The sequence below is a fragment of the Glutamicibacter sp. genome, from assembly GCF_050701915.1.
Taxonomy (GTDB): domain Bacteria; phylum Actinomycetota; class Actinomycetes; order Actinomycetales; family Micrococcaceae; genus Glutamicibacter.
The window spans coordinates 1-17,414 of record NZ_JBOGEG010000021.1 but is presented as its reverse complement, the minus strand read 5'-3'; the positions used below and the strand labels follow the sequence as shown (position 1 = coordinate 17,414).

At 66.8% G+C, this 17,414-nt stretch carries 15 protein-coding genes; 12 read left to right on the top strand and 3 right to left on the bottom strand.

Annotated elements, in window-relative coordinates; genetic code table 11:
* Nucleotides 1-969, bottom strand: a complete 969-nt coding sequence (locus ACRDT3_RS12600) for a quinone oxidoreductase family protein (RefSeq protein ID WP_431493307.1) — start codon at nt 967-969, stop codon at nt 1-3.
* A 180-nt stretch (nt 970-1,149) separates the two neighbouring features.
* On the opposite strand from ACRDT3_RS12600, the gene argC reads away from it, so the two are divergent.
* From argC to ACRDT3_RS12565, 7 genes are all read left to right on the top strand, one after another.
* Entirely contained in the window at nt 1,150-2,181 is a 1,032-nt protein-coding gene (gene argC / locus ACRDT3_RS12595; RefSeq protein WP_431493306.1) for an N-acetyl-gamma-glutamyl-phosphate reductase, read from the top strand.
* Nucleotides 2,178-3,392: a bifunctional glutamate N-acetyltransferase/amino-acid acetyltransferase ArgJ gene (gene argJ, locus ACRDT3_RS12590; protein ID WP_431493305.1), complete on the top strand. Its 1,215-nt coding sequence runs from the start codon at nt 2,178-2,180 to the stop codon at nt 3,390-3,392. The genes argC and argJ overlap by 4 nt, the downstream gene beginning before the upstream one ends.
* Nucleotides 3,393-3,413: 21 nt before the next feature.
* Nucleotides 3,414-4,367, top strand: coding sequence for an acetylglutamate kinase (gene argB, locus ACRDT3_RS12585; RefSeq protein WP_431493304.1), 954 nt, complete (start codon nt 3,414-3,416; stop codon nt 4,365-4,367).
* A complete protein-coding gene (locus tag ACRDT3_RS12580) occupies nt 4,364-5,626 on the top strand; it encodes an acetylornithine transaminase (RefSeq protein ID WP_431493303.1) in 1,263 nt (420 codons plus the stop codon). The genes argB and ACRDT3_RS12580 overlap by 4 nt, the downstream gene beginning before the upstream one ends.
* A gap of 52 nt (nt 5,627-5,678) precedes the next feature.
* Complete coding sequence (gene argF, locus ACRDT3_RS12575) at nt 5,679-6,638, top strand: ornithine carbamoyltransferase (protein ID WP_431493302.1); 960 nt, start codon at nt 5,679-5,681, stop codon at nt 6,636-6,638.
* 1 nt (nt 6,639) lies between these two features.
* A complete protein-coding gene (locus ACRDT3_RS12570) occupies nt 6,640-7,143 on the top strand; it encodes an arginine repressor (RefSeq protein ID WP_431493301.1) in 504 nt (167 codons plus the stop codon).
* A gap of 112 nt (nt 7,144-7,255) precedes the next feature.
* On the top strand, nt 7,256-9,130 hold the full coding sequence (locus ACRDT3_RS12565) for a hypothetical protein (protein ID WP_431493300.1): 1,875 nt from the start codon (nt 7,256-7,258) through the stop codon (nt 9,128-9,130).
* 80 nt (nt 9,131-9,210) lie between these two features.
* Here ACRDT3_RS12565 and ACRDT3_RS12560 read toward each other — a convergent pair whose 3' ends face one another.
* Nucleotides 9,211-9,762, bottom strand: coding sequence for a macro domain-containing protein (locus tag ACRDT3_RS12560; protein WP_431493299.1), 552 nt, complete (start codon nt 9,760-9,762; stop codon nt 9,211-9,213).
* A 252-nt stretch (nt 9,763-10,014) separates the two neighbouring features.
* On the opposite strand from ACRDT3_RS12560, the gene argH reads away from it, so the two are divergent.
* From argH to tyrS, 5 genes are all read left to right on the top strand, one after another.
* Nucleotides 10,015-11,430, top strand: coding sequence for an argininosuccinate lyase (gene argH, locus ACRDT3_RS12555; protein WP_431493298.1), 1,416 nt, complete (start codon nt 10,015-10,017; stop codon nt 11,428-11,430).
* 121 nt (nt 11,431-11,551) lie between these two features.
* On the top strand, nt 11,552-12,292 hold the full coding sequence (locus ACRDT3_RS12550; RefSeq protein WP_431493297.1) for a maleylpyruvate isomerase family mycothiol-dependent enzyme: 741 nt from the start codon (nt 11,552-11,554) through the stop codon (nt 12,290-12,292).
* Nucleotides 12,293-12,397: 105 nt separating this feature from the next.
* A complete protein-coding gene (locus ACRDT3_RS12545) occupies nt 12,398-12,937 on the top strand; it encodes an adenine phosphoribosyltransferase (protein ID WP_431493296.1) in 540 nt (179 codons plus the stop codon).
* 278 nt (nt 12,938-13,215) lie between these two features.
* Complete coding sequence (locus tag ACRDT3_RS12540) at nt 13,216-15,498, top strand: HelD family protein (RefSeq protein WP_431493295.1); 2,283 nt, start codon at nt 13,216-13,218, stop codon at nt 15,496-15,498.
* A gap of 190 nt (nt 15,499-15,688) precedes the next feature.
* Nucleotides 15,689-17,008 carry a tyrosine--tRNA ligase gene (gene tyrS / locus ACRDT3_RS12535; RefSeq protein WP_431493294.1) on the top strand — a complete coding sequence of 440 codons (1,320 nt, stop codon included), beginning with the start codon at nt 15,689-15,691 and terminating at the stop codon, nt 17,006-17,008.
* Nucleotides 17,009-17,118: 110 nt separating this feature from the next.
* On the opposite strand, the gene ACRDT3_RS12530 is transcribed toward tyrS, so the two are convergent.
* Nucleotides 17,119-17,414 (bottom strand): hypothetical protein (locus ACRDT3_RS12530; protein WP_431493293.1); only part of this gene is annotated, 296 nt, incomplete at its 5' end.

Genomic DNA, 17,414 nt, shown 5'->3' with positions numbered 1-17,414 from the left:
CTAGGGAACCAGGATGACCTTGCCGGTGGTGCCGCGCGATTCCAGCGCGGCATGGGCCGCGGCGGCTTCGGCCAGCGGGAATTCGGCGCCGATGCGCACATCGATGTCCCCGGTGGCGACCCAGCCGAAGATATCGCCGAAGCGCCAGTGCAGCTCCTGTTCGGTGGCCAGGAAGTCATCGAGCTTCGGCCGGGTCACGCTCAGCGAACCGCCGGCGTTCAGCCGCTGCAGGTTGAAGTCCGGGACCTGGCCGCTGGCCCCGCCGAAGAGCACCAGGGTGCCGCGCCGGCGCAGGGCTGCCAGCGAGGTCTCGAAGGTGTCCTTGCCGATGCCGTCGTAGACCGCGTGCACGCCCGCGCCGCCGGTGACCTGCTCGACGGTGTCCGCCACCTGGTGGTAATCCACCACGTGGTCGGCTCCGGCCGCCTTGGCCAGGTCCTTCTTTTCCTGCGTGGAGGCGGTGGTGATCACGGTGGCGCCCTTGAGCTTGAGCAGCTGGGTGAGGATCAATCCCACGCCGCCGGCGCCCGCGTAGGTCAGGATGACATCGCCGGAGCGCACCATGTAGCTCGAATGCACCAGGTAGTGCGCGGTCATGCCCTGCAGCGGCAACGCAGCGGCGATGCTCAGGTTCACCGCATCGGGCACCTTGCCCGCGCGCTTGGCCTCCACCAGCGCGTACTGGGCATAGCCCCGGGAGCCGGAGGCGGTGGCCACCCGGTCGCCCACCTGGTAATTCTGCACGCCGTCGCCGATCTGCTCCACCACGCCGGAGAACTCGGTGCCCGGGGTGAAGGGGTAGTCCACCTTGTACACGCCGCTGCGCTGGTAGGTCTCGATGAAGTTCACGCCGGTGGCCGCGATCTTCACCAGCAGCTGGCCCGGGCCCGGGGCAGGGACCGGGATCTCGCCCGGCACCAGCCCGCTGGCATCGGACGGTTCGTGAACCACAATGGCTTGCTGCTTCATAGTGCGGCGCTCCTTAGCTGCGTGTTTCGATCCCGGCGCTGGATGCCGGGGACGGTCTTAGGGCCAGTTTAGGACTTCGGGCAGCTGCACGGGCACCTTGGGGTGGATGTCCGGTTACGTGACGAAGAATTTTATGAATATTTATTAGCGTGCATGAATATTTCGCGGTAGAATCTGGTCATGACGATTTCAGTAGCCGTTTCCGGCGCCAGTGGATACGCCGGTGGCGAGGTCCTGCGCATCCTCGCGGCCCACCCAGAAGTAGAGATTGGCGCGATCACCGCGCATTCGCAGGCCGGGCAGCGGCTCGGCTCGATCGCCCCGCACCTGCATGCGCTCGCCGATCGCGTCCTGGTGGACACCACCGTTGAAAACCTCGCCGGGCACGACGTCGTGTTCCTGGCCCTGCCGCACGGCGCATCGGCCGCGGTGGCCGCGGCACTGCCCGAATCCACCCTGGTCATCGACGCCGGCGCGGACCACCGGCTGGAATCGGCGGCCGCCTGGGAGAAATTCTACGGCTCGGAGCATGCCGGCTTCTGGCCCTATGGCCTGCCCGAGCTTCCCGGGGCGCGCGAAAAGCTGGTCGGCACCAAGCGCGTGGCCGTCCCGGGCTGCTACCCGACCGGCGCGCAGCTGGCCCTGGCTCCGGGCTTCGCCGCCGGCCTGCTGGAAGCCGACGACGTGGTCATCGTTTCCGCCTCGGGCACCTCGGGTGCCGGCAAGTCGCTGAAGCCGAACCTGCTGGGCAGTGAAGTGATGGGCTCGATGAGCACCTACGGGGTGGGCGGGTCCCACCGCCACATCCCGGAAATGGAGCAGGGCTTCTCCAAGCTGGCCGGCGAACCGGTCACCGTCTCCTTCACCCCGACCCTGGCCCCGATGCCCCGCGGCATCCTGACCACCGCCACCGCCAAGGCCAAGCCCGGTGTGACCGAAGCGCAGCTGCGCGAAGCCTGGTCCGCGGCCTACGCCGGCGAGCTCTTCGTGCACCTGCTGCCCGAGGGCCAGTGGCCGACCACCGGCGCGGTGCAGGGCTCCAACCACGTCCAGCTGCAGCTGGCCTTCGACACCCACGCCAACCGCGTGATCGTCACCGCCGCACTGGATAATCTCACCAAGGGCACCGCAGGTGCCGCGGTCCAGTCGATGAACATCGCACTGGGACTGGAAGAAAACACCGGATTGCTCATGCAAGGAGTTGCACCGTGAGCCTCGCGCACACCAACACCCACCCATCCGCTGCCGCCACCGGCGTCACCGCACCGGCAGGCTTCGCCGCCGCCGGAGTCCCGGCAGGCCTGAAGTCCACCGGCAAGAACGACGTGGTCGTGGTCAAGAACCTCGGGCCGCAGTTCACCGCCGCCGGCGTGTTCACCTCCAACCGCGTGGCCGCCGCCCCGGTGCACTGGTCCAAGCAGGTGCTGGCCGACGGCCGCATCGACGCCGTGGTGCTCAACTCCGGCGGAGCCAACGCCTGCACCGGCGCCGAAGGCTTCGCGAACACCCACAAGACCGCCGAATACGCCGGGCAGCTGCTCTCGGTTTCCGCCGGCGACGTGGCGGTGGCTTCCACCGGGCTGATCGGGATGCAGCTGCCCATGGACAAGCTGCTGCCCGGCGTCCAGGCCGCCGCCGAGGCGCTGGCCGCCGACCAGAACGCGGCCGATGAGGCCGCTGCGGGCATCATGACCACCGACACCGTGCCGAAGCTGGTCTCCCGCATCGTCGGGGCGCCGGGCTCCGGCCAGGTGATCATCGGCGGCATGGCCAAGGGCGCGGGCATGCTCGCCCCGGCGCTGGCCACCATGCTGGTGGTGCTCACCACCGACGCGGTGCTCACTTCCGAACAGGCCGACGCCGCGCTGCGCGCCGCCACCGCGATGAGCTTCGACCGCGCGGACTCCGATGGCTGCATGTCCACCAACGACACCGTGCTGCTGCTGGCCTCCGGCGCCTCGGGCGCCGCCCCGGACCTCGCCGAGTTCACCGCGGCGCTGACCGACGCCTGCTGCGAGCTGGCCGCGAAGCTGATCGAGGATGCCGAAGGGGCGGAGCACACCATCGCGATCCGCACCTGCAACGCCGCCACCGAGGCCGACGCCCTGGAAGTCTCCAAGGCCGTCTCGCGCTCCAACCTGGTCAAGACCGCGGTCTTCGGCAAGGACCCCAACTGGGGCCGGGTGCTCTCCGAGGTCGGCACCACCAAGGCCGCGTTCGAGCCCGATGAGCTGAATGTGTCGATCAACTCCGTGATGGTCTGCAAGAACGGCGGCGTCGGCGAGGACCGCAACCTGGTTTCGCTCGAAGAGCGCAATGTCCTGATCGAGATCGACCTGAACGCGGGCACCGAAGAAGCCACCGTGCTGACCAACGACCTGACCCACGACTACGTCCACGAGAACTCCGCCTACTCCAGCTAGGCAGAAACAAGGAACACTCCCATGGCCCACACCGCCCGCACCAACCTGGATATCGCCCAGTCCAAGGCCGAAGCGCTCATCGAGGCGCTGCCCTGGATCCAGCGCTTCGCCGGGACCACGATGGTCATCAAGTACGGTGGCAACGCGATGGTCAACGACGAACTGCGCCGCGCCTTCGCCGAGGACATCGTGTTCCTGCGCCACGCCGGGATCAACCCGGTGGTGGTGCACGGCGGGGGACCGCAGATCAACAAGATGCTCGACACCCTCGGGATCGAATCCGAGTTCCGCGGCGGGCTGCGGGTGACCACCCCCGAGGCCATGGACGTGGTGCGGATGGTGCTCACCGGCCAGGTGCAGCGCGACCTGGTCGGCCTGATCAACTCGCACGGCCCCTACTCGGTGGGCATGTCCGGCGAGGACGGCGCCACCTTGCAGGCGGTGCGCACCGGCACCGTGGTCGACGGGCTGCCCGTGGACCTGGGGCTGGTCGGCGAGGTCACGACCGTGCGCACCGACCAGGTGGACTCGCTGGTGGACGCCGGGATGATCCCGGTCATCTCCACCGTCGCCCCGGAGTTCGACGAATTCGGCGAGCCCACCGGAGCGGTGCTGAACGTCAACGCGGATACCGCCGCGGCCGCGCTGGCCACCGCACTGGGCGCCGCCAAGCTGGTGATCCTCACCGACGTGGAGGGCCTGTACGCCGCCTGGCCGGACAAGTCCTCGCTGATCAGCTCGATCACCAACGACGAGCTGCGCTCCATGCTGCCGTCCCTGGAATCGGGCATGATCCCGAAAATGGGCGCCTGCCTCAAGGCCGTCGACGAGGGCGTGGGCCAGGCCCACATCGTCGATGGCCGCCAGCCGCACTCGATGCTGCTGGAAATCTTCACCACCGCCGGCGTGGGCACCCAGGTGCTCCCGGCCGCCACGGACACCGCAATGAACACCGCAAAGAAGGACGCCAAGTGAGCGAGCACGCCGCTGAAACCACCTCCTCCGACCTGCCCGGCGCAGCCGCCGAAGTTGCCGGGCTGGCGCAGCTCTCCTCGGCCGCCCTGGCCGAACGCTACTCCAGCTCCCTGCTGGGCGTATTCGGCACCCCGCAGCGGGTGCTGGTGCGCGGGGCCGGCTGCCACGTCTGGGATGCCGACGGCAAGCAGTACCTGGATCTGCTCGGCGGCATTGCGGTCAACACCCTGGGCCACGGGCACCCGCTGCTGACTTCCGTGATCAGCAGCCAGCTGGCCACCTTGGGCCATGTCTCGAACTTCTTCACCAGCCCCAGCCAGATCGCGCTGGCCGAGAAGCTGCTGGAAATCTCGGCCGCCCCGGCCGGCTCCAAGGTCTTCTTCGCCAACTCCGGCACCGAAGCCAATGAGGCCGCGCTGAAGCTGACGCGCCGCAACGCCGGCACGCAGCAGGCCCCGCGCACCAAGGTGATCGCCCTGGAGCATTCCTTCCACGGACGCACCCTGGGTGCGCTGTCGCTGACCTACAAGGAAAAGTACCGCGCGCCTTTCGCCCCGCTGCCCGGAAACGTCAGCTGGATCCCGGCCGGGGACATCGACGCGCTGCGTGCCGCGGTGGACGAAACTGTCGCGGCGGTGTTCATCGAACCGATCCAGGGCGAAGCCGGCGTGCTGGAGCTGCCGGGCGAATACCTGCAGGCCGCCCGCGAAATCACCCGCGAAGCCGGCGCCCTGCTGGTCTTCGACGAGGTGCAGACCGGCATGGGCCGCACCGGGGCGTTCTTCGCCTCGGCCCCGGTGATCCCGGATGTGATGACGCTGGCCAAGGGCCTGGGCGGAGGCTTCCCGATCGGAGCGATGATCGTGTTCGGCGAGGAGAACACCCGCTGGCTGGCCCCGGGCGACCACGGCACCACCTTCGGCGGCAACCCGGTAGCCTGCGCCGCCGGCCTGGCCGTCATCCACACCATCGAATCCCAGAACCTGCTGGCCCACGTGCGCGCCACCGGCGCCTGGCTGCGCGAGCAGCTGGCAGGCGTCGAGGGCATCGCCGCCGTGCGCGGCGCCGGGCTGCTCACCGCCTTCGAACTGGCCGCCGCCAACGCCCCGAAGCTGGTTGCCGCGGCGCTGGATGCCGGATTCATCGTGAACGCCACCGACGAGAAGACCATCCGCCTGGCCCCGCCGCTGGTGATCACCACCGAACAGCTGGGCACCCTGATCGCGGCCCTGCCGCGGCTGATCAGCGCGGCCAGCTAGCGGCCAGCAGCAACTTCGCGACCACCCCCTGCGACAGCAAAGGACTAACACCATGAGCGCAACCCGCCACTTCCTGACCGACCTCGATTTCACCCCCGACGAGCAGTCCAAGGTGCTGGACCTGGCCGCGGCGATGAAGGCCGACAAGTACGGCTACCAGCCGTTCGCCGGCCCGCAGAGCGTCGCGGTCTTCTTCGACAAGACCTCCACCCGCACCCGCGTGTCCTTCCACGCCGGCATCGCGCAGCTCGGCGGCTCCCCGCTGATCATCAACTCGCTGGATTCGCAGCTGGGCCACAAGGAATCCATCGCCGACTCCGCCAAGGTGCTTGAGCGCATGGTCTCCACCATCGTGTGGCGCACCTTCGCCCAGTCCGGCCTGGAGGAAATGGCCGCGAACTCCTCGGTTCCGGTGATCAACGCGCTGTCCGACGACTACCACCCCTGCCAGCTGATCGCCGACCTGCTCACCGTGCGCGAGCACAAGGGCGCCACCGCGGGCCTGACCATGAGCTACCTGGGCGATGCGGCCAACAACATGGCCAACTCCTACCTGCTGGCCGGGGTCACCGCCGGCATGCACGTGCGCATCGCCGGGCCCAAGGGCTACCTGCCCGAGACCCGCATTGTCGAAGCCGCCAAGCAGCGCGCCGCGCTGACCGGCGGATCGGTCATGATCACCACCGATGCCGCCGCGGCGCTGGCCGACGCGGACGTGGTGGTCACCGACACCTGGGTCTCCATGGGCCAGGAGGCCGAGAAGGCCGAACGCCAGCAGCTGTTCACCGATTACTCGGTGACCGCCGCAGCCATGAAGCTGGCCAAGGACGACGCCATTGTGCTCCACTGCCTGCCGGCCTACCGCGGCTACGAGATCGACGCCGAGGTCATCGACGGCCCGCAGTCGGTCGTGTTCGACGAAGCCGAGAACCGCGTGCATGCGCAGAAGGCCGTCATGGCCTGGCTGATGGTCGCCTCCGGCCTGGCCGAAGATCCACGAGTGGAGCTCTAGGATGTCCGCCCAGCCAAGCACCAAAACCGCCCGCCAGGCCCGCATCCGCGCGTTCCTGGGCAACAACTCGGTCAAATCCCAGGCCGAGCTGCTTGGCCTGCTCAAGGACGACGGGCTGGAGGTCACCCAGGCCACGCTCTCGCGCGACCTGGTGGAAATCGGAGCGGTGCGCATCCGCGACAACTCCGGGCAGCTGATCTACGCGGTGCGCCAGGAAGGCGGGGACCGCTCCCCGAAGACCGCCATCACCCAGGAAGTGCTCGACGCCCGCCTGGCCAAGATCTGCGCCGAGCAGCTGGTCACCGCCGAGGCCTCCGGGAACATCGTGGTGCTGCGCACCCCGCCGGGCGCGGCGAACCTGCTGGCCCTGGCCATCGACCACTCGCAGATGCCCTCGATCCTGGGCTGCATCGCGGGGGACGACACCATCATGGTCACCACCCGCGCGGTCGACGGCGGCGCCGAAGTGGCCGCCCGCTTCCTGCAGCTGGCCGAACCGCGCTGATCGGCGCCGCGCACCGGCGCCGCCAGGCAAGCCCCCGCAAGCCGCCGCGAACTTTTCCACAGTTCGCGGCGGCTTTGCCATGCCCGCCCCGGCTGCGCCCGATGATCGGGGCATGGAACAACACGAGAGCGCCAGCGCCAAGAGCACCGCTGGACCCGCGCAGGCCGCCAACCTGGCAACCGTGGCGCGGCAGCTGGACAGCGGCACCCCGCTGGACGCCGCCGGACTGCTGCGCGCCGAAGCCGCGTGCCTGTGCCTGTTCCAGGACCTCTGCGTCCAGGCTTCGCGCTCCTCAGATCCGCGCCTGGCGCTGGCCCACGCCCACTTCGCCGAAGCATTCAGCCGCCAAGCTACCCGCACCGTCATCACGGCGGCGAGCCTGGTGGAAACCACCGCCGCCCACGCCCTGGACCTCGCGGAATTCGACCACCTGCGCGCGGGCACCACCGATTTCAGCGCCCCGCCGCGATTCGCCCCTGGCCGCACCCTCTACCTCGATGCGGCCACCGTCCTGTCCCAGATGCTCGATGTGAATTATTTCGAAGCCGACCGCCGCGTCAAGGACGCCCACCTGGTCCACGCCCGCAAGGATATCGCCGGCGCCGCCTGCGCCCCGCGCTTCACCCTGCTCGCAGAACACTTCGCCGGCCCGGCCCCGTCCACGGCAGCCTCGATCTGTCCTGCCGGATGGGCCCTGCCCGGCCTGCACAGCGCGCCGGACCCCCGCGAGGTGCTGAAAACCGCCCGCGCGCTGGATAAATTCGAACCCGAAGACAGCACCTTCGACGGCTTGCCCACGACGGCCACGGCCAAGGCCGCCGACGGCACCTTGCTGGAGGAGCATGCCGCCGCGCACCTGAAGGAAGACCAGATCCGCATCCGCCAGAAGCGCATCAATGGCTTGATCAAGGACTACAAGGACGCCCACGACCAGTCCACGACCCCGAAGCTGGGCCTCTTCCGCGGCAAGGTGGTCAACGGGGTGCATGAATTCATCGTCCGTGTCCGGGAGCTCGACGCGGAACTCTGGGAATCGCTGATCACGCAGGCCGACAACAAGCGCACCAAGGCCGGCGCCGCCGCCCGCAAGGCCGCAGGCACCGCCAGCGAGGATGCGCCCGGGCACCGCCCGCCCGGCGACAGCCCTTCCGGCCAGGATCACGGCAATACCGGGGAGCCGTCCGCCAGCGGGCCGCCCACCGGCGGCCACCCCGGCCAAACCGGCGCAGAAGCGGACGGTGTCCCAGAGCCCGATGGGGATCAGCAAGCGCAAGATGGCAAGGCCGGATGGGAAACACCCGCCGACCACCTCTGGCACGGCGACCAACCTCCTCCGGACTGGGCGTGCGTTGGCCTGCAAGCTCCACCGGACGATGCCGGACCAGATCCGAACCCGCCGGACACGCCACCACCGGGCATACCGGCTACCTGTTCGGTACCCGAACGCCGGCTCAACGCGCTGAACGCAATCCTGCGCAATATCGGCCCCGACTGCAGCGGCAAGCGCATCACCCCCGAAATCGTGGTGCACGCGCGCTTCGAAGACCTCCAAGATCTCGCATCGCTCACCGGGATCAGCGCGCACGGCGTGAAAATTTCCGCGCCCCAGCTGCGCACCATGCTGTGCGAAGCCAAGGTGCTCAGCCCGATCTACAACGCTGACGGGGTCATCATGGATATCGGCCGCGACGCCAGGCTCTTCCCGCGCTGGATGAAACTTGCCGCCCGCGACCGGGACGGCGGCTGCCTGGTGCCAGGCTGCACGGCAGATCCGGCGCTGATCGAATTCCACCACTTCAAGCCGTGGGCCAAGGGCGGCCATACCCGGCTCCAGGACTGCTGCCCGCTGTGCGCACTGCACCACACCATGGTCCACAGCGGCTACCTGAAACTGGTCAAGATCAAGGGCCTGCCCTATGTCATCCTGCCCAAGCATCTTGATCCGCAGCAGCTGCCGCGGCGCAACACCTATTTCGCCCGCACCTAGCTGCCCGACCTCGCAAAACTGCCGCGCCCTCGACTGGGAGTGCGCGGCAGCGGTCGTGCATTGATGGTATTCGGGCCCGGTCAGGCGGCTATGTCTTCTACGGCATCCAGCGCGAACGCCCGCTCGAAGGCGGCCTGGACCTCATCGGTATGAGCGACCAGGATGATCTTGTGGATCGGCGAAATATGCTTATTGGTCTCGATCCACCGGCTGATGGCTGCATAGGCGATGTCGGCAACCTGCTCAGGATCCCATCCGAACGCCCCTGCTCCAATCGCCGGGAACGCGACGGAGTGGGCCTCGTGGCGGGCCGCGACATATAGGGAATTCACGAAGCAGTCATCGAGGATCTTGGGGTTCGGCTTGATCAGCGCCAAATTGGGAGCCGCGGTGTGGACGACCCACTTGGCATGCAGGTTCCCGGCCTTGGTGGCTACGGCAATGCCCGAAGGAATCCCGTCGGGGTAGCGGTTGGCACGAATTTCCCGGCAGGCGGCCAGCAGGCTGGGACCGGCAGCTGCATGGATGGCGCCGTCGACGCCGCCTCCACCGAGCAGCGAAGGATTGGCCGCATTGACGATGGCATCAACATTCAGGGTGGTGATATCACCCCGGTACAGTTGGATTTCCATTTGGTACCTCCGAAGAACGTTCCGTATCGGCTCTATGATCACACCATACGCCGGGGCGCTGAGTACTGGAAGAGGCAAAACTTAAGGTTTCCTGCGTGTTCCGGAGCCTTCCCAAGCACTGCAGTGCCGGCCACGGCGAAAAGCATGTGATGCATGAATCGGCACAACGTTGCATAAATATGAGTTGCATTGCATAAAGCTTTGCTAGAGTAGGGTGCAGTGCAAATTTTCTCCGGCAGAAAGGAACGGGCCATGGCCTCGTCAACAAATGAAGGATCGCTCTGGGGCGGTCGCTTCTCCGGCGGCCCAGCGGATGCAATGGCAGCGCTGAGCAAGTCCACCCACTTCGACTGGCGCCTGGCCAGCTACGATATTGCCGGATCCCGCGCCCACGCCAAGGTGCTCAACCGCGCCGGCCTGCTCACCGATGCCGAGCTGGCAGACATGATCACCGCCCTGGACCAGCTTGAAGCAGACGTCATCTCCGAGGCCTACGTCGCAGCGCCAACCGACGAAGATGTCCACGGCTCGCTGGAACGCGGCCTGCTGGAGCGCGCTGGCACCGCCCTGGGCGGCAAGCTGCGCGCCGGCCGATCGCGCAATGACCAGATCGCCACGCTGGGCCGCATGTTCCTTCGCGACCACGCGCGCATCATCGCCTGTGGCGTGATCGACACCCTCGACGCGATGGTCGAGCAGGCCAAGGCCCACCCCTATGCTCCAATGCCCGGCCGCACCCACCTGCAGCATGCCCAGCCGATTCTGCTCTCGCACCTGCTGCTGGCCTACTCCTGGCCGCTGCTGCGCGACGTGCAGCGCCTGGTCGACTGGGACAAGCGTGCCGCCGTGTCGCCCTACGGTTCCGGTGCGCTGGCCGGCCAGACCCTGGGCCTGGATCCGAACTTCGTCGCCGCCGAGCTGGGCTTCGACTCGGCCGTGCACAACTCGATCGACGGCACCGCCGCCCGCGACGTGTTCGCCGAATTCTCCTGGATCGCCGCCATGATCGGCGTGGACCTCTCGCGCGTCTCGGAGGAAGTCATCCTCTGGGCCACCAAGGAATTCAGCTTCGTGAAGCTGCACGACTCCTTCTCCACCGGCTCCTCGATCATGCCGCAGAAGAAGAACCCGGACATCGCCGAGCTGGCCCGCGGCAAGGCAGGCCGCCTGATCGGCGACCTGACCGGCCTGCTCGCTACCCTCAAGGCCCTGCCCCTGGCCTACAACCGCGACCTGCAGGAAGACAAGGAGCCGGTGTTCGACGCCGCGGACACCCTGGAGATGCTGCTGCCAGCGATGGCCGGCATGATGGGCACCCTGACCTTCAATACCGAGCGCATGGCCGAGTTGGCGCCGCAGGGCTTCGCGCTGGCCACCGACATCGCCGAATGGCTGGTCCGCCAGGGCGTGCCGTTCCGCGACGCGCACGAGCTTTCCGGCGCTGCCGTGCAGCTGGCCGAATCGCGCGGCGTGGAACTGTGGGATCTGACCGACGAAGAATTCGCCGGGATCTCCGAGCACCTGACACCGAAGGTTCGCGAAGTGCTCTCCACCGAAGGATCGCTGAACGCCCGCAACGGCCAGGGTGGCACAGCCCCGAGCGCTGTCGCCGCGCAGCTGCTCGAGTTCGAACGCCAACTCGCAGAGATCAAGGCCTGGGCCAAGTAGCACCAGGTTGGGCCAATCGGCCACCGCGCAGGAGAAATCTTGCCCGGTGGCCGTTTTGCGTCTATAACGGCGGTATCCACGCCTTGCGCATTTGCGCCCGGTTCGCGCTAAAGTGTGCTTCATGACTCAACTTCTGGAGCCGGCCGAACTTATCGCACAGGTCACCACCGCATTGGACGAACTGTCCGTACAGCTGCGCGAGGTTCCCGACACGCAGTACGCCAAGCCAAGTTCGCTGCCGGGCTGGAATACCGCGCAATTGATCGCGCATCTGGCTTCCTTCGCGAAGGCCGCGGTGCGCCAGTTCCAGAACGCCGGCACGGATCAGCCGCCCATGATGTATGACGGGGGAGCGGAGGGGCGGATCGAAGCGATCAATATGACCGCGCTGATGCGGCCGGAGTCCCTGCGCGAGCTGGCCACCGAGGCACTGGCCCAGCTGCGTGCCGTCTTGCCCAGCGTTGAAGCCCGGTGGGACCAGCCGGTGGGTTACCGCCCGGGTGCCACAGCGGCAGACATGATGTGCGCGACCTGGCGCGAGATGCTGATTCACGCTACCGACCTGGACGAATTTGTCCGCCCGGCGGCCAGCTGGCCACCGGCTTTCAGTGCCCACCTCTTCCGTGCACTGGCTGCCCGCGTACCGTCAGACACCCGCTTGGTGCTTCAACCACACGGCAAAACGCCGATCGTCCTGGGCACGGGCGCGAAATCCTGGGTGCTTTCGGGGACCGACTTTGATCTTGCCGCGTGGCTGGCCGGTCGTCCAGCTGCCGGCCCGGTGCAGGTGACCGCGGCCGCCGACGGTGCCGCCGACCCGAAGCTGCTGCCCTGGCCCAGCGATCGCTTGATGAATCGCTAACCTGGATGGTTGACCGCCGTACCGCATGGGCGCAGCCCAAAATGTGCTCATGATTATGCACAATCATGTAACTTGCAGCGCGCAAAGGGACTAAAATTACTAGGCGTGACTACTTCTGAGAGCATTAGCGAACTGTTGGACCGGCTGTGCGAGATCGTGCCCGACTACCCGCAGCCAGGGATCTCCTTCAAGGACCTCACCCCGGTCTTCGCCGACCCGACCGGCCTGCGCCGCATGGTCGACGAGCTGATCGCCCCCTTCGAGGGGCAGTTCGACATCGTCGCTGGCCTCGAAGCCCGCGGTTTCGTGCTGGCGGCGGCGGCGGCCTACGCTTCGGGCAAGGGCATGCTGACCATCCGCAAGGCCGGCAAGCTGCCGCGCGAGGTCTATCGCGACGAGTACACCTTGGAATACGGCACCAGCTGCCTCGAGGTGCACAAGGACGAGATCGCCCCGGGCACCCGCGTGCTGATCCTCGACGATGTGCTGGCCACCGGCGGCACCGTGGGTTCAGCGGTCCGCCTGCTGGAGCAGACCGGTGCCAGGATCGCCGGCGTCGGCGTCGTGCTGGAACTCGATGGCCTCGAAGGCCGCGCCAAGCTCCAGGGGCAGAAGGTACTCTCCTTGCAGGTCGTCCACTCCTAAGCCGGAAATCGCGGTGCCCGCAAGGGCCAGCGCGCCCCGCGCGGTGCCGAAGCGGTACGCGGGAAGCGGCCGCAGGTAACAAACCGCCACGGTTCCACGCCGCTGGCGAACAGCCCCGCGGCGGGCCCGGCCAGCGCTTGGGCACCCGTGCGCGGGATTACCTGCGCCGGGCAAAAGGCGCGTATCATTATCTGTCCTGTGTTTTTACGTGGGAACCGTTTTACGTAGGGCCCTGTGCTTTGCGCAGGGGCACATTTTGAGCGCGAGGGGAAACTGGGTTGACCGATACGATCGAGGCCGATCTGTTAGCTGAATCCGACTATGTGGGCCGCCTTTACGCGCGGCTGGACGAGTTGCGCGCCGAAAAGGTGGAGCAGCTTGAGCGCACTCGGGCCCAGGGGGCGGTGGGCACCTTCCAGAACATGTCCGAACGCGACTCTTTCGCCACCCTCTACGAGGACCGGATTGCCCAGCTCGACGCCGTCGAGGACCGCCTGGTCTTCGGCCGCCTGGACATGGCAGCCAATGGCCAGGGGCAGGAAGCCGGCAATGGCGAAACCTCCGATGCCCCCCGCTACATCGGCCGCATCGGCTTGTCCGACGAGGACCTGAACCGCTTGATGATCGACTGGCGCGCCAGCGAAGCAGCTCCCTTCTACCAGGCCACCGCGCTGAATCCGCGCGGGGTGCGCCGCCGCCGCCACCTGATGCTCAAGGGCCGCACGGTGGCGGGCATCGAGGACGACGTGCTCGACGAGACCTGGCTGGATGAGGGCCACACCCATCACGGCGAGGGCGCGCTGATGGCCGCTTTGCGCGAAAAGCGCACCGGCCGCATGGGCGATATCGTGGGCACCATCCAGGCCGAGCAGGATGCGATCATCCGCGCGCAGCTGCCCGGCGCCGTGGTGGTCCAGGGCGGTCCGGGCACCGGCAAGACCGCCGTCGCGCTGCACCGCGCGGCGTTCCTGCTCTACGAGTACCGCGAACGGCTGAAGAACGCCGGCGTGCTGATCGTCGGCCCGTCCAACTCCTTCATGCGCTACATCGAGCGCGTGCTGCCTTCGCTGGGTGAGACCGGCGTGGTCATGTCCTCGGTGGGCGAGCTCTACCACGGCATCCACGCGGTGCCGGAAACCAATCGCACCGTCGCCCGGCTCAAGGGCCAGCTGTCCATGGCCAGGGTGATCGCCAACGCGGTGCGCAACCGCCAGCGGCTGATCCCGCAGAACCGCACCCTGGTGGTGGAGGGCACGCGCCTGACCCTGACGCCCAAGATGGTCAAGAACGCGCGCGAACGCGCCCGCCACACCCACAAGCCGTACAACGAGGCGCGCGAAACCTTCGTCAAGGTGCTGGTGGGCGACCTGGCCGAGCAGCTGCGCCGCAAGCTGGAGGAATCGGCCGGGCAGTCCTCGACCACCGACCGTTCCTACCTTCCGCAGGAAGTGCGCGAATCGAACGATGTGCGCGTGGCGCTGAACCTGTGCTGGATGCCGATGACCCCGCAGCAGCTGGTGGCTGAATTGCTCGCCACCCCGCACCTGCTGGCCGCCGCGGCGCCGCATCTGAAGGAAAAGGAGCGCGACGCCCTGTACCGCCGGGCCGGATCGCCCTTCACCGAGGCCGATGTGCCGCTGCTCGATGAAGCATCCGGTCTGCTCGGCGAGTTCGCCGACCCGCTGGCCGGCACCCACACCGCCCAGTACGAGGCCGACGTGGAAAATGCCAAGGCCGCGCTGCGCAATATGCACACCATGCTGGAAAACGCCGGCATCGACGGTGTGGTCACCGCGGAGCAGGTGGCCGGGGTTAACCAGGAAACCGCGGCCCGGCTCACTGCCGCCGAACGCGCCGTCGCCGATCGCACCTGGGCCTACGGGCACATCGTTGTCGACGAGGCGCAGGAGCTATCGCCGATGCAGTGGCGCCTGCTGGTTCGCCGCTGCCCGATGAAGTCCTTCACCATCGTGGGCGACATCGCCCAGACCTCGGCCGCATCGGGCGCCAGCAGCTGGTCCCAGGCCCTGGAACCGTTCTTCGGTGAGCGCTTCGAGCTCGAAGAGCTGACCGTCAACTACCGCACCCCGGCGCAGATCGCCGACGCGGCGGTGCGCGTTGCCCAGGCCGCCGGCCTGCGCATCACCACCCCGCAGGCGGTCCGCGAAGGCGACTGGCCACCGGTGCTGACCAAAACCACCGAGGCAGAGGTCCAGGACGCGGTCCTGGCCGCGCTTGGCGAAGAGCTGGAGTACTCGGCCGGGGGACTGCAGGCGATTATCGTGCCGCAGCAGGACCTGGCCCGCATCCGCGCGGCGGTCGAGAACGTTTATGGCGACCGTGTCGGCGCCGGTTCGGGCGGGTTGAGCCAGGACATCGTGGTGATCACCGCGCGCGAGTCCAAGGGCCTGGAATTCGACGGCGTGCTGATCCTGGAACCGGCCGAGCTGGTGGACGAGGTGGACGGCGGAGTGGGCGATTTGTATGTGGCGATGACCCGCACCACCCAGCGCCTGCGCGTGGTCCACACCCGCGAACTGCCTGAAGGCCTGGAAGGCTAGCAGCGCACCGCGAGGTCGGCTATGTGACCAAGGGGCGGGCCGGGCAAGTGGCACGAGCCTGCCACCAAGCGATAACCTTAAACCTATGCGCCGGGAAGGCAACCCCAACTCCCGGTGCAATCACAGGTGCACGCACGCAGGAACGCGTGCACTCGGGGCAGAACGAAGACAGAAAATGGTCACAGTGAGCATGTCTGATACGAAGCAGAATCCCGTGATTGCGGGACAGAGCAACGACGCATCTTTCGAGAACGTCTGGCAGGAACTGAAGTGGCGCGGCCTGGTGCACGTGTCCACCGACGAAACCGAGCTGGAACGAGCCCTGTCCGAAGAGTCTGTGACCTACTATTGCGGGTTCGATCCCACTGCGCCATCCCTGCACCTGGGCAACCTGGTGCAGTTGCTGAACATGCGCCGCCTGCAGCTGGCCGGCCACAAGCCGCTGGCCCTGGTTGGCGGTTCCACTGGCCTGATCGGCGACCCGCGCCAGACTGCGGAGCGCACCTTGAACACCAGGGAGACGGTGACCGAATGGGTCGCCAAGCTCCAGGCGCAGGTTTCCCGCTTCCTCTCCGATGAGGGCGAGAACGCGGTGCAGCTGGTCAACAACCTGGACTGGACGCAGCAGCTCTCGGCGCTGGACTTCCTGCGCGATGTGGGCAAGTACTTCCGTGTGGGCACGATGATCAAGAAGGAGATCGTCGCCGCGCGCCTGAACTCCGACGAGGGCATCAGCTACACCGAGTTCTCCTACCAGGTGCTGCAGGGCTACGACTTCCTGGAGCTGAACCGCCAGTACGGCTGCACCCTGCAGACCGGCGGCTCGGACCAGTGGGGCAACCTGACCAGCGGCACCGACCTGATCCGCAAGGTCCAGGGCAACTCGGTGCACGCTTACGGCACCCCGCTGATCACCAACTCCGATGGCACCAAGTTCGGCAAGTCCGAGGGCAACGCCATCTGGCTGGATGCCGAAATGTGCAGCCCGTACACCTTCTACCAGTTCTGGCTGAATACCTCCGACGCGGATGTGATCGACCGCTTGAAGGTGTTCACCTTCCTGACCCGCGAGCAGATCGCGGAACTGGCAACCGAAGTTGCAGAGCGACCGTTCAAGCGAGTCGCCCAGCGTACCTTGGCCTGGGAAGTCACTTCCCTGGTCCACGGTGTGCAGGCTACCGAACAGGTTATCGCCGCTTCGGCTGCGGTCTTCGGCAACGGCGATCTGGGCGCGATCGATCTTCCTACCCTGGAATCGGTCATCGCCGAGCTGCCATCGGCAAAGGTCGCTGCGGACGACCTGGGCATCCTGAATGTCCTGGTTGCCTCGGGCCTGAGCAAGTCCTTGTCCGAAGCGCGCCGTACGGTAGCTGAAGGTGGCGCCTACGTAAACAACGGCAAGGTTGGCGGCATCGAAACCGAACTGGCCGAGGCGGACTTCCTGCATGGCCGCTACGCGATCGTGCGCCGCGGCAAGAAGAACATGGCAGTGGCTGAACTGGTCAAGTAAGGCCCAAGAACTACCGCACTACACGAAACCGCCGGAAAATCTTGTGAACCAAGACACTTTTCTGGCGGTTTTGTTGTACCTAATTAAGGAAACGCCTAGTCAAGTTCGGATTAGGGGTTGAAATTCGGCTCGCTGGCCGATTTTGCGTCCTGGACGAACCCGTGTAAAGTTTTATCTCGCGCCGCTGATCCGGACAGCCTGAAAGGGCGAAACGGAAAAGGCGGGGTGAACGAGACTGAAAAGTCGAGTTGACAACGGTCAACTTGGTGGTAAGCTTGTAAAGTTGCTCCGGAGCGAAGCAGTGATCTTCTGAAACGGTCATTGTGGTGTCGAGAGTGTTTGTTGTTTGAGAACTCAATAGTGTGCCAAGTTTGTTGATACCGAATATTTTTATTTGGTGAATACA

Excerpts from the sequence above, each read along its gene's own strand:
- ACRDT3_RS12600 (WP_431493307.1), bottom strand. The coding sequence starts at position 969 with ATGAAGCAGCAAGCCATTGTGGTTCACGAACCGTCCGATGCCAGCGGG.
- argC (WP_431493306.1), top strand. The coding sequence starts at position 1,150 with ATGACGATTTCAGTAGCCGTTTCCGGCGCCAGTGGATACGCCGGTGGC.
- argB (WP_431493304.1), top strand. The coding sequence starts at position 3,414 with ATGGCCCACACCGCCCGCACCAACCTGGATATCGCCCAGTCCAAGGCC.
- argF (WP_431493302.1), top strand. The coding sequence starts at position 5,679 with ATGAGCGCAACCCGCCACTTCCTGACCGACCTCGATTTCACCCCCGAC.
- ACRDT3_RS12570 (WP_431493301.1), top strand. The coding sequence starts at position 6,640 with ATGTCCGCCCAGCCAAGCACCAAAACCGCCCGCCAGGCCCGCATCCGC.
- ACRDT3_RS12565 (WP_431493300.1), top strand. The coding sequence starts at position 7,256 with ATGGAACAACACGAGAGCGCCAGCGCCAAGAGCACCGCTGGACCCGCG.
- ACRDT3_RS12560 (WP_431493299.1), bottom strand. The coding sequence starts at position 9,762 with ATGGAAATCCAACTGTACCGGGGTGATATCACCACCCTGAATGTTGAT.
- argH (WP_431493298.1), top strand. The coding sequence starts at position 10,015 with ATGGCCTCGTCAACAAATGAAGGATCGCTCTGGGGCGGTCGCTTCTCC.
- ACRDT3_RS12550 (WP_431493297.1), top strand. The coding sequence starts at position 11,552 with ATGACTCAACTTCTGGAGCCGGCCGAACTTATCGCACAGGTCACCACC.
- tyrS (WP_431493294.1), top strand. The coding sequence starts at position 15,689 with ATGTCTGATACGAAGCAGAATCCCGTGATTGCGGGACAGAGCAACGAC.